Here is a 13,003-nt window from a genome sequence, read left to right on the forward strand (position 1 = left end):
AATTTTCAGATTACTCTGACCTGGTGGTAATTCCTACACCGTGAATTACCGATGACAGGCATATGGGGACAACCATAATTATTTCAAGGGGAGGCAGTAAAAAAATTTTGGTTTTTTTACTGCTCGCACTACAATGACTAGCTGTATAGTAATTTATCAGAGATATTCATGAAAAAATGGCTTTTATTTACTTTAGGTTGCCTATTTTCTATACTGTGCTTTGCCGATCCTCTGCCAGTAAGTGAGATTTTTCAAGTCAATGCTACTAAGGTTGACCCTAACCAATTTTTAGTAAAATGGACAATTAAGCCTGGTTATTTTCTTTACAGTGATCGGATTAATATTAATGTACCTGATGACAGCAATATTCAATTAGGCCCTCTTTCTTTACCACCTGCTTTAACAAAAAAAGATTTACAAGGTAAAGCCTATACTGTTTATCGAAATGAACTTAGTTTACCCATTGCTGTACTAGGTAAAGAACCTGGCGAAGCATTAGTTACTTTACATTACCAAGGCTGTGCTGATGATGGCTTTTGCTATCCTCCACAAACAAAACAAATAAAATTAGCTATTGCCAAGGATTTATCATTAAGTAATGTAGAATTGTTTCAAGATAATACGGTAATGAGTGAGGAGTCTGCTAACACCACGACTGATGAGCCCACGCTCGATTCTATTTTTCTAAATCATAACTTGCCTATGATTTTTCTTATTTTCTTCGGCTTTGGTTTATTGTTATCCTTTACACCTTGCATTTTGCCGATGGTACCTGTGCTCTCGGGAATTATTGTAGGCCATAGTCAAACCATGTCTACAGGGAAGGCATTTCGCTTATCCCTAAGTTATGTGCTAAGTATGTCTGTTACCTATGCTTTAGTTGGGGCGGCGGTCTCACTATTAGGTAGTAACTTACAAATTATTATGCAATCTCCTTGGGCTATTAGTTTATTTAGCTTACTCTTCGTTATCTTATCGCTGTCTATGTTTGGCTTTTTTGAACTAAAATTGCCTGTTTCTTGGCAAGCTAAATTAGCACAATTAAATCGCCGTCAGGAAAGTGGCCACTATTTAAGTGCTGCTGTTATGGGGTGTTTATCTACTTTAATTTTATCACCTTGCGTGACCGCCCCGCTAATTGGTGTTTTAGGTTATATTGCTAGCAGTGGCAATGTGGTATTAGGCAGCTTTAGTTTATTCTTTTTAAGCCTAGGCATGGGAACACCTCTAATCTTAATCGGTACTTCTGCCGGGCGTTGGCTACCTAAGGCTGGCCACTGGATGAATGCTGTTAAATCCTTTTTTGGGGTTTTATTGTTAGGCGTTGCGATTTATCTTTTAAGCCGCATTTTGCCTGGTGCGCTAAGCATGGCTTGCTGGGCAGCTTTACTTATTTTTTCTGGTATTTATTTAGGTGCTTTAGTACGTGCTACCTCTAATTACGATAAATTCTGTCAAGGGATGGGAATTATCTTATTAGTCTATGGATTATTCGTGCTACTAGGCGCGAGTATGGGTGAAACAAATCCTTTACAACCCTTAGCTCACTGGTCAGACAAAGAACATGAAACCCTGGCTTACCAACCAGTTAAAACAGTTGCCGAAGTAGAACAAGCCATAGCAAGTGCTCAGGGCAAACCGGTTATATTAGATTTTTACGCCGATTGGTGTGTTACTTGTCAGTACATTGAAGCAAATGTCTTAAAAAATCCTGAAGTCAAAACACGTCTAAAAGACTTTGTGGTTTTAAGAGCAGATGTTACAGCGAACAATGAAGCAAATCAGGCTTTATTACGTAAATACCAGGTCGTCGCACCGCCTACTTTTCTATTCTTTAATAAAGAAGGCGATGAACTTGAACATTCTCGCTTAGTAGGTGAGGTAGATAGCCAAATGTTTCTGAAACGCTTACAAAGTGTAAAATCTCAAGCGTTTTGATGGTTAGTTAAGCTAAAATTATTTAGCAAAATAGACAACTTTTAACTAAAAAAGAGATATAATTAGCACCTTTGTATAAAAGCCGCTATCGTAGGGCTTGTAGAGAGTTATAGAAATTGATGAATCATAAAGTAGGTTTTGTTAGCCTAGGTTGCCCTAAAGCGTTAGTTGATTCTGAACGAATTATTACCCAATTGCGCGCACAAGGCTATGAATTAGTATCTACCTATCAAGATGCTGGTGTTGTTGTAGTTAATACTTGCGGTTTTATTGATGCGGCGGTGACTGAATCGTTAGACACGATAAAAGAAGCCATGGCTGAGAATGGGCGAGTTATTGTAACCGGTTGCTTAGGTGCGAAAGCACAACTGATTCGCGAAGCTTGTCCTGAGGTACTACATATAAGTGGAGCCCATGCTTATGAGGAAGTCGTGGGCGCCGTTCACGAGCATTTGCCGCCACCTAAAAATCCATTTACCCAGCTTATACCGACCCAAGGCATTAAATTAACGCCGCGTCATTATGCTTACTTAAAAATTTCAGAAGGCTGTAATCAAAAATGCACCTTTTGTATTATTCCTACTATGCGTGGAAAACTACAAAGCTATCCACTAACGCAAGTTCTTTCTGAGGCAAAACGCCTTAAAGAAGCAGGTGTTAAAGAGATTTTAGTTATCTCGCAAGATACTAGCGCTTATGGCGTAGATACACGTTATCAATCTGTAGAATGGCAGGGTAAGCAATTAAACACAAAATTTTATGATTTATGCGCGCAGCTAGGCGAACTTGGCATATGGGTTCGTCTCCATTATATATATCCTTATCCGCATGTAGATGAAATTATACCCCTGATGCGTGATGGCTTAATTCTTCCTTATTTAGATATTCCGCTACAACATGCCAATCCTCGGGTACTAAAAGCGATGAAACGACCTGCTAACAGTGAAAATACCTTAGCTCGTATTGCGAGCTGGCGTCAAACTTGTCCCGACATTACTTTACGCTCTACATTTATCGTGGGCTTTCCAGGTGAAACAGAAGAAGAATTTGCAGAATTACTAGATTTTCTTAAAGAAGCGAGACTTGATAGAGTTGGCTGCTTTAAATACTCACCCGTAAACGGTGCTAAAGCAAATGAGCTGGCCTGTCCTATACCTGATGATATTAAAGAAGAGCGCTACCATCGTTTCATGCAGGTGCAGGCTGAAATTAGTTACCAAAAGCTTAAGCAAAAAATTGGCTCAAAACAAACCGTCTTAATTGACGAAATCACGCCTGAGCATGTCATTGCACGCAGCAAAAGTGACGCGCCTGAAATAGATGGACTAGTTTATTTACCTTTTCATGAGCAATTAACTGTTGGCAGCTTCGTGGATGTGACAATTACCGACAGTGATGACTATGATTTATACGGCGAAGTATCATCGTCGTGAAACTGACTAATCGCTAACACAGCTTTGCAAATCTCTAGTTCATTAGTCAAATGTAGTGAGGCTAAAACACTTTGGTGAAGAAGCTTATGATAAAGCTTATAAGCATTGCTTAATATTTTAAATTCATTCATTTGAATTATTTCTAATTTAACTAATTGCTTAAGCAGATCTAGGGTATGCGTATATTTACTAAGTACGGCAGTTGGGTGAGTAAGTACTAGGCATTGTACAAAAAATTCTAAATCAATTAATCCGCCTGGCATGTATTTAATTTTATCATCTATCTTAAGGTTACGATTTATTTTTTGACGCATGGCTTTTATCTCGGCAAACACCACCTCTTTTGGCCGTGGCATAGCCAGTATATGCTGCTTTAATTGCCTAAATTTAGTATAAATTGTGGGCCTACCAACAATGACTCGCGCTCGAATTAGCGCTTGATGCTCCCACAACCAGGCATGGTTTTGTTGATATTCAATAAACGAGTTAAATGCACTGACTAATAAACCAGCTTCCCCTGAAGGCCTAAGCCGTGTATCTACTTGATAAAGAACCCCTGCTTGCGAGCGCATCGTTAACATATGTAAAATTTTTTGTGTAAGCCGCGTTAGCCCTTCTATTTGTGCCGGATTGTCATAAATAAATACTAAATCCAAATCAGAGTTATAATTCATCTCATGGCTACCTAATTTGCCGTAAGCAATAATAGCAAAATGCGATTTAATCTCATTAATTTGTGGATAGCGCTTAGATAGTGTCTGGCATGCCAAGCTAACTACTTGTTCAACAATGACTTCTGCCACATTTGATAAAAAATAAGCACTTTGCCAAGCATTCACGTAGCCAAGTAATTCAGCCCGAGCAACAAGTAGCCAATTGGTGAGCTTAAATTGTCGTAATAAATCCTCTTGATATTCAATATCATTACTTTCTGCTAATTGTTTTGCTAATTTCTGCTGCAATTGCTTGCGGGAAAAAGGCTGCCAATTTGGCGCTTGATCTAATAATATTTCTAATAAAAAGGGGTGATTAACCAATAATGACGTATTAAACTTGCTATTGGTAAACCAAAAAAACAATTCTTTTAGCGCATGTGGATTTTCATTAAATAAAGTGATGTAAGCACTACGGCTTACTATGTTTTCCAGTAAATGAATTACATTAAGTAATATCTCTTCCGTGTTGCTTACCTTAGCTAACTCTTTTAAAAGTAATACCATAAAGCGATCAAGCCTTATGCGCGCCGCTTGATTAAGTCGACGGCAACGTGGGCTATGTCTAAAATTAGAAATCAATTGATAACAACGTTGACTGTCTTGATACCCTAGGCTTGCTAGTAAATTAATAGCCATTGTACTTTCAACATGCCCCTGCCATACATTGCTTAACTGATTATTTAAGAGCCTATCACTATCCTCGTAATCAACTGCTTGCTGTAACATAGAAAGAAAAAGGTTGCGAATAATTTTTTGAAAGCGTTGCAAAATTTTTACTAAGGAATCCCAGCTTACAAATCCCATAGCCAAAGCAATTTTAGCCTGTTTTATGGCATCTTTAGGCAAGGAATGTACCTGTTGATCATTTTCACTTTGTAGACAATTTTCAAGTTTTCTTAAAAAAAGATAGGCTTGCTTTAAAATATTAACGCGAGAAAATAGTTTTTCTGCTTTCAATACATCTAAAGCATTAAGCAGGTTTGTTTGACGCAATAAAGGCAGGCGTCCGCCGCGGATTAGCTGAATGCTTTGCACAATAAATTCAATTTCTCGAATACCACCAAGTCCTCTTTTTATATCATCTAAGTTTGGGTTTAGCTGTACCTCACGCTCTATCATACTTTTCATACTTCGTAAGGATTCGATAACACTAAAGTCAATATAGCGTCGGTAGACAAAAGGCGTAATTAATTTTTGGAACCCTTCTGAAACCTGCGTTGCACTACCTATTAAGCGTGCCTTGACCATCGCATAACGTTCCCAATCTCGACCCTGCTCTTGATAGTAAGTTTCCATCGCGGCAAGTGAAGAAACTAATGCCCCGCTCTCACCATTAGGACGCAGCCTTAAATCAATACGAAATACGAACCCATCTTCCGTTACATCTTGCATGAGTTTTATAAACAATTGGACTACTTTGGTAAAAAAATACTGATTGGTTACTGACTCCTTGCCATTGGTATAGCCAGAGGCTGAGTAAGCCATGATTAAATCAATGTCAGATGAGTAATTTAATTCTTGCCCACCTAATTTTCCCATGGCTAATACATAAAGCTCAGCCGCTTTTCCGGCTTCATCCATAGGATTGCCATAACGCTGAACCATTTCTTGTTGGCAATAATTTAACGTTCGCAAAATTAAGGCATCTGCACACTCTGACCAGGCAGTCATGGTTTCTACTGTATCAGCTAATCCACCTTGCTCGCGTAATAAAAGCCTAAGAAAATGATAATGCCTAAATTTTCGAATGGCGTGTGCAAATTGCTGGTTAGAGTGAGCAGGTAGATCTTGTAGAAAATTAATATAATCAACCAAATTGAATGCGGTTTTACAATCATCTTGATTAAGTAAAGTCTCTAAAATTGTAATCTGCCTTAACGCATAATCACTGATTAATAATAAGGTACGTACCGCTTCTCGTAGGGGATGGTCTAAATTAGAAAAATGTTTAGCAAAAAATGATTGATTAGCTTGTAAAATCGTAGGAATAATTAACACTAATAGCTCGTAGTTAGAATTAAATGAATTAACTTTAATTAATCATAATCAAGCTTGCGCTAGAAAGTAAATTCGTATGCCAACATTTATATCTTACGCCCCAAAAGCAACTTGTCTTAAAATTATTCACTATGACAAACTACCGCAACCCATTACGAAAAAAGCCTAAGAGTTTAGACCAAATGAGACGATTATAGCTATAATGTAAAAAAACAATTAAGGCCGTTCGTATGAAAAGGACTCTTCTTTTTGTTGTGCTACTTCTTTCTAGTATTCTTACTTTTGCTCAAAACGAGCCACCTATTCGGGTCGGGGTTGATAATTTTTATCCTCCCTTTACCATGCGTGCTGGAAATAATCAGGTATTTGGTTTTGATATTGCTCTCGTAACGCGTATTTGCCAAATTTTAAATAGAACATGCAAATTTTATCCCATGCTTTTTTCTGATTTACTTGCTGAACTTGAAGATGGTGGCATGGATATAGCCGTTGGAGCCATTGCAATTACGCCAGAGCGCGCTGCACGTATGTCTTTTTCTAAGCCTTATTTAAAGAGTCAAGCCCGCTTTTTAGGTAACAAAAGTGTCGATTCTAAAGTATTTAATATAAAAGCTTTGGGTAATTATAAAATTGGCGTGGTGCGAGGCACCTTTTTTCCTCAAGTTTTAACCTCATTAGGGGTAAATAATTCACAAATTACATCCTATGAGCGCCTTGATTCTGCCATCGATGCATTAAATGAAGGTTTTATTGATATTGCAATTATGGATAACACCAGTGCACTTTATTGGCAACAAGAAGCATCAGGAATTTTAGTTCCTCTTGGCCAAGCCTTTGATTATGGTTATGGCATAGCTATTGCTGTTAATCGCAGCAAGGGGAATTTATTACAATCAATTAATAGCGCATTAGACCAGTATCTAAAAGAAGCTGAGTTTAAAAAAAATTATGATAAATATTTAAGCCACTTTAATAATCCCTAACACTTCTTAGCGCTAAAATTATGATTAATGTGTATCTAAACCTAGTATTAAAAATAAGCTTAAAACATAAGCCATTATGAAGAGGCTGCGATAGCTCAGCTTGAATGATAGAGACGATTTAGGTTGTTTGAGAACCATGCTAAAAAAGCAGAGGATACCTATCTAGCATGTTCAAGAATAATTTAAATTGAAGATGGACCAAATACAACTCTTCGTGATAAGAATTGAGCCATTAGCGAAAGCCTTATCATTTTAATGCAAGGTCTGTCCATTTACCAAACAACGAGTAATTACTTTTCGTGTTACAAACTCACCCTGTGCTTCGCCATAAACTGATTTAAAGTGCTCAGCTATTGTAATCACCCAATTTGATAGCCTAAAATTCATCCGCTTTTCTTCAGGATTAACAAATAATTCAAATAAACCTAATGATTCACTGTTATTTTGGCTAGCATACTCCTCCATAATTTGTTCTGCTACATAAATATCTTTTTCTTTATTGGGCCAATTCTTATTCATAACCCTCCCCTCTTAATACATGTGGGTATTTTATTTTAAATGGTATTTACACCGCTCGCTACTGCAAGAATTAGATTTTGTTATTGCTTTTTACATCGGACTCAGTAGCTCTGGCCCATGAAGATTTAAAGCTGTCGCAGCTCTAAAAACAACTCGCAAAAAGTCAACCTAGCAGTGCAGTGCAGAAGTATATATTGGGACAAATAACAAAATTACAAGTATTTTGTAAAATCATTAAAAAAATTTTAATCCGACCTCATTCGGAGTTTTTACGTTTCACGGAACTAGTGTTTACTTGTCTTTAAAGCCTTTTCCAAACCGTTGAAGGGCATGGATGCCCTTCATCGAGCAACATGGATGTGTATAGCGTGTTTGGAAAAGGCTTTAAAGACAAGTAAACACGGGCTAAATAATCCAAGAGGAGATTAATCCGTTATTTATCTAGAGAGTTAAACGCTAACATCACCTGTTTTCCAGGCGACTTAAATTAGACAGGTTACATACCTTAAAGACTTACGATTCCAGTGGACGTTTTACACGGAGCTCATATTTAGGCTTATTAAGCGTTGGTTCTTGCCACAGTGTAACAAATAAAACCATGACGATCGGCCCTACGAATAACCCCAATAATCCTAAGGTTTCTACTCCGCCTAAAATTCCAAATAGCACAGCTAAAAATGGAAGTTTAATAGCACCACCAATTAACACCGGTTTAATAAAGTGATCAGCAACAAACATAACAATCGTTCCCCAAACAACAACTACAATTGCGCCTATCATGCCACCTGATGACAGTAATACTAAGGCTACAATAATAAAAACAAGGGGCACAACAAAGGGAATCATTGCAGCAAATGCTGTAATAAAACCAATTAATGTTGGTGCCGGAAGGCCAACAAGCATATAACAAAAACCCATTAACACGCCAACCCCTAAGCCAACCACCACCGTGCCATTAACTACCGAGCGTAAAGCTGAAGGAAGCCTATCGGCATAGCGATACCAGCGATTACCCAAACAAAACTTTCCTACTTCATTAATTTGTGTATTTAATTTTTCTCCATCTCGATAGAAGAAAAACAAAGTGAGCATAGTAAAACCAACCTGAAAGCTACGATGGGCTAAGTTAACCCCTATTTGTTTAATATAATAGCTGGCAGGCGTGAGTGAGAGATGCAAATTAGATAGAAGAGTTCGTACATTACCCGGCTGACCAACATGAGTATTCCAATAATTGACTAACTCATTACTAAGGATTGGAAACTGTCTAATAAAATTAGGTGCTTCCCCTCCATCGCGATTAATCATTTGTAAGTAGTTAATAAACAGTTGTAATTCTTTAACCAGTAACCCAATTAACCAGCTTAGTGGCAATAAAAATAATAAGCTTAAGATGGTTGTAAATAATAAAGCAGCTAAATTATCATGATTACCAAAAAATTGGCGCCAACGTTGGTATAGAGGATAAGTGGCTATTACAATAATAGCTGCCCAAATCATGGAGGGTATAAAACGATGAATTATAAAAATAGTTAAAGCAATAATGCCTACGGTTAAGCCAATACTTATTAATTCTTTATGATTTTGGTTCATAAGCCAAAAGTCCAAGCTAAACTACGTAAAAGTAAGCATGCAGGTACTGCAGCCAACAAGTCATCGAGCATTACCCCTAGTCCACCATGAACATGTTTATCAATTAAAGAAATAGGAAAAGGCTTCCAGATATCAAATAAACGAAATAAAAGAAATCCCATAATCATCCAAAAAAAGCCTAAGGGTGCTCCGGCCATGGTTAAAAGATAACCTACAACCTCATCCCAAACAATACCACTGTAATCATGAATACCTAAATCATTAACAACTTTACCACTAACATACACGCCAAGTAGAAAAAATAACGCCGTAACAAACAGATAAATAGGTAATGAATATGTACTGAGTAAAAAATATAATGGAAAAGCAGCAATTGTTCCCCAAGTGCCTGGCGCAATTGGTAGTAAGCCACTGCCAAACCCAAAAGCAATGAAATACACCGGATCTTGCCACACTCGTACTGAAAGCCTATTTATTTGCATAATTTTTCCTAAAAATGGCTATAACTATCTACTGATATAGCCTTAACTTGTCCACCATAAAAACCTCTAAGGCCTGTTTCAGCTTCTATAGTACCAATTTGATAACAAGTTAGCCCATGCTTTTCTAAAGTTTGTGAAAAAGCATGATGATAACCGCTGGGTATAGTAAAGCATAATTCATAATCATCACCGCCTTGCAAAGCAAAGTCTATAGCATTTGCACCTTGATATTGTTTTACCAGAGGATGAACGGGAATAGAAGCTAAATCCAAACAAGCGCCAACCTGACTTTCCTCGCAAATATGGCCAAGATCACCACTTAATCCATCAGAAATGTCAATAGCTGCTGAGGCGAATGACTGTAGTAGCGGAACCAAGTCTATTCTAGGCATAGGAAATTGTAATTTTTGTAATAGATAAGAAAAACCTTGCAGCTTAAGATTATTAGGTTGCTTTAAAAATTTTACCGCTTGGGCAGCAGCACCTAATTCTCCTGACACCCAAATTTCATCACCTGGCCTTGCACCAGTTCGCCTTACTACTTTACCCATTGGCGCCAAACCATGAATAGTTAAGGTCATGCTTAATGGACCTTTTGTTGTATCGCCACCGATTAAAGCAATATTATATTGTTTTAAAGCCGCATGCAGCCCGGCAGAAAAACGCTCTAACCATGGCAAATCTAAAGTAGGTAGCGTTAATCCTAGGGTTATCCAACATGGCATGGCTGCCATAGCAGCAATATCACTGACATTAACCATGACCGCCTTAAAAGCAATAGCGTATGGATCCCAATCACTTAGAAAATGAACGTCAGCCACCAAGGTATCAGTACTCACTAACAAATGGTGTCCAACAGGCACTTCTAAACAAGCCGCATCATCACCAATCCCAAAAATAACATCCTTGCGGGATAGAGCTCCTTTTTTAAAAAATGAATCAATGAGTGAAAATTCATTCATAGCTGATGATTAATTTCAACAGTTCGTACTTGTTTAGCTAATTTGTTGAGCACACCATTAACAAAGCGATGACCATCTTGAGAACCAAATTCTTTTGCCAAAGTTACCGCTTCATCTAGCACAACCCGATAAGGAATATCCAAGCAATACAGTAGTTCATAAGAACTTAATCGTAGAATAGTTAATTCAATTGGATTTAGGCTTTCAATAGAAATATCCAAAAAAGGAGTAAAACTTTCCTCAATAGCTTGTAATGACTTTGGAACGCCGTATAAAAGACGGCAAAAGTAATCAATATCAACTTTATCCATGTTATTAGCAACTCGAAATTGAGTTTCTATTTCCGACAGCTCGTGCTTTGACATGAGCCACTGATACAAAGCCTGTAGCACAAGTCTACGTGCGCGCCGCTTACCTCGGATAGCATGTTTTTCCACCATTACCTCTTAATCATCTTTCATTTCATCAATAGCTTGTCTGAAGTCACTTATATCTTTAAAACGTTTATAAACAGATGCAAAACGAACATAAGCAACATGATCAAGATTGTATAATTGTTTCATGACTAACTCACCAACTAAGCTAGCTTCTATTTCACGCTCTCCACGACGGCGAATATCTTGCATAATATTAGCAATTGCAGCTTCAATAGAGTCCACACTAACAGGTCTTTTTTCCAGCGCTCTTTGCATCCCTGAGCGCAAATTATCTATATTAAACGGCTCTCTGCGACCATCACGCTTAACAATAAGAGGCATAATAAGCTCAGCAGTTTCAAACGTAGTAAACCTCTCATGGCATAACAAGCACTGCCTTCTACGACGAACTTGCGCGCCCTCTGTCACTAAACGAGAATCAATAACTTTCGTTTCTTCTGCATGGCAAAAAGGACAATACATGATAATTAATTAGTTAGAGTAAACAGGAAAATCATGACACAATTGTACAACTTGCTTTTTAACCCGAGTAAGAACATCTTCATTACCCATGTTATCAAGAATATCACAAATCCAGCCACTCACTGTGTTTATTTCTTTTTCCTTAAAGCCACGTGTAGTTACCGCAGGCGTTCCTAAGCGCAAGCCACTTGTTACAAAAGGTGAGCGCGGATCATTAGGTACAGAGTTTTTATTTACCGTAATATTTGCTTTACTTAATGCTGCATCAGCATCTTTGCCTGTTATATTTTTTTCAATTAGATCAACTAACAGCAAGTGATTTTGTGTGCCACCAGACACGATAGCATACCCTCTTCCTAACAATGTTTTTGCCATTTCTTTTGCATTGGCTAAGACTTGCTGTTGATAGACTTTAAATTCAGGTTGTAACGCTTCGGCAAAGGCGACTGCCTTCGCTGCGATGACATGCATTAAAGGGCCACCTTGCATACCTGGAAAAACAGCAGAATTTAATTTTTTTTCAATCTCTTCATTTGAGCGGGCTAAAATCAAGCCACCTCTAGGCCCTCGTAATGTTTTATGCGTTGTTGTTGTCACAACATCAGCATAAGGAATGGGCGATGGATGTAACCCTGCAGCAACAAGCCCTGCTATATGCGCCATGTCCGCCAGTAAATAAGCCCCTACGCTATCCGCAATAGCACGAAAGCGTGCCCAATCTAGCTGCTGTGAATAAGCTGAAAAACCAGCAATAATGAGTTTAGGGCGATGTTGCTGTGCTTTTTCCTCTAAGGCGTCATAATCAATTAAGCCTGTTTTTACATCAAGGCCATAATCTATAACTTGATACAGCTTTCCTGAGAAATTAACTTTTGAGCCATGGGTTAAATGCCCACCATGCGGTAAGGCCATGCCCATAATTACATCACCTGGATTTAAAAGAGCCATCATGACAGCTGCATTTGCTTGCGAACCAGAATGTGGTTGTACATTCACATAATCTGCTTTAAATAATTGTTTAGCTCGCTCAATGGCTAAACGTTCAGCGATATCCACATACTCACAACCACCATAGTAACGCTTACCAGGGTAGCCTTCCGCATATTTATTTGTAAGTACTGAACCTTGTGCTTCTAAAACACGAGGACTTGCATAATTCTCAGAGGCAATTAACTCGATATGCTCTTCTTGCCGTTTCTTTTCCGCCTCTATTGCTTGCCAAAGTTGGTCATCAAAATTAGCAATCGTGCCCTGTTTATCAAACATTAGCAGCCCTCTTTCTCAGAAATGAAGTTATTATAGATTTATTTATAGCCAGATTGTAGCAAATGAAATAAGCTTTATTACCTAGCGTAGATCTTACTTAAATTGCCTTATAAAAATCAAATAACATTACATTAATTTTATGACTAATTTTTTAATAGATAAACAACTAAGGTTTCTTTAATCCCTCTAACTCGTAATATACAAAAACAAAGCA

Annotated in this window: 11 protein-coding genes; 3 read left to right on the plus strand and 8 right to left on the minus strand. The window is 37.9% G+C overall.

Going from position 1 to position 13,003, the window contains the following annotated elements; translation table 11 throughout:
• Window positions 1-168: 168 nt before the first annotated feature.
• Together dsbD and rimO are read left to right on the plus strand one after the other, a co-directional pair.
• On the plus strand, window positions 169-1,938 hold the full coding sequence (gene dsbD / locus DYE47_RS10355; RefSeq protein ID WP_115303197.1) for a protein-disulfide reductase DsbD: 1,770 nt from the start codon (window positions 169-171) through the stop codon (window positions 1,936-1,938).
• 119 nt (window positions 1,939-2,057) lie between these two features.
• Window positions 2,058-3,371, plus strand: a complete 1,314-nt coding sequence (gene rimO, locus DYE47_RS10360; RefSeq protein ID WP_115303198.1) for a 30S ribosomal protein S12 methylthiotransferase RimO — start codon at window positions 2,058-2,060, stop codon at window positions 3,369-3,371.
• Here the strand turns inward: rimO and glnE are convergent.
• The gene (gene glnE / locus DYE47_RS10365) at window positions 3,338-6,085 is read right to left on the minus strand and encodes a bifunctional [glutamate--ammonia ligase]-adenylyl-L-tyrosine phosphorylase/[glutamate--ammonia-ligase] adenylyltransferase (RefSeq protein ID WP_242604198.1); all 2,748 of its coding nucleotides are present in this window, start codon (window positions 6,083-6,085) and stop codon (window positions 3,338-3,340) included. The genes rimO and glnE overlap by 34 nt on opposite strands.
• Before the next feature lie 230 nt (window positions 6,086-6,315).
• Here glnE and DYE47_RS10370 point away from each other — a divergent pair, with 230 nt between their 5' ends.
• Window positions 6,316-7,068, plus strand: a complete 753-nt coding sequence (locus DYE47_RS10370) for a transporter substrate-binding domain-containing protein (protein WP_115303199.1) — start codon at window positions 6,316-6,318, stop codon at window positions 7,066-7,068.
• Window positions 7,069-7,320: 252 nt separating this feature from the next.
• Here the strand turns inward: DYE47_RS10370 and DYE47_RS10375 are convergent, their stop codons facing one another.
• From DYE47_RS10375 to glyA, 7 genes are all read right to left on the minus strand, one after another.
• Entirely contained in the window at window positions 7,321-7,587 is a 267-nt protein-coding gene (locus DYE47_RS10375) for a hypothetical protein (RefSeq protein ID WP_115303200.1), read from the minus strand.
• 513 nt (window positions 7,588-8,100) lie between these two features.
• The gene (locus tag DYE47_RS10380; protein WP_115303201.1) at window positions 8,101-9,180 is read right to left on the minus strand and encodes an AI-2E family transporter; all 1,080 of its coding nucleotides are present in this window, start codon (window positions 9,178-9,180) and stop codon (window positions 8,101-8,103) included.
• Window positions 9,177-9,665, minus strand: a complete 489-nt coding sequence (locus DYE47_RS10385; protein WP_115303202.1) for a phosphatidylglycerophosphatase A family protein — start codon at window positions 9,663-9,665, stop codon at window positions 9,177-9,179. Before DYE47_RS10385 ends, DYE47_RS10380 begins: the two co-directional genes overlap by 4 nt.
• Before the next feature lie 5 nt (window positions 9,666-9,670).
• Window positions 9,671-10,624, minus strand: a complete 954-nt coding sequence (thiL, locus tag DYE47_RS10390; protein WP_115303203.1) for a thiamine-phosphate kinase — start codon at window positions 10,622-10,624, stop codon at window positions 9,671-9,673.
• On the minus strand, window positions 10,621-11,061 hold the full coding sequence (nusB, locus tag DYE47_RS10395; protein WP_115304072.1) for a transcription antitermination factor NusB: 441 nt from the start codon (window positions 11,059-11,061) through the stop codon (window positions 10,621-10,623). Before nusB ends, thiL begins: the two co-directional genes overlap by 4 nt.
• A 9-nt stretch (window positions 11,062-11,070) precedes the next feature.
• On the minus strand, window positions 11,071-11,523 hold the full coding sequence (gene nrdR / locus DYE47_RS10400) for a transcriptional regulator NrdR (RefSeq protein ID WP_115303204.1): 453 nt from the start codon (window positions 11,521-11,523) through the stop codon (window positions 11,071-11,073).
• 9 nt (window positions 11,524-11,532) lie between these two features.
• A complete protein-coding gene (glyA, locus tag DYE47_RS10405; protein ID WP_115303205.1) occupies window positions 11,533-12,789 on the minus strand; it encodes a serine hydroxymethyltransferase in 1,257 nt (418 codons plus the stop codon).
• Window positions 12,790-13,003: the final 214 nt, after the last annotated feature.

Source organism: Legionella beliardensis, assembly GCF_900452395.1.
GTDB classification, from domain to species: domain Bacteria; phylum Pseudomonadota; class Gammaproteobacteria; order Legionellales; family Legionellaceae; genus Legionella_C; species Legionella_C beliardensis.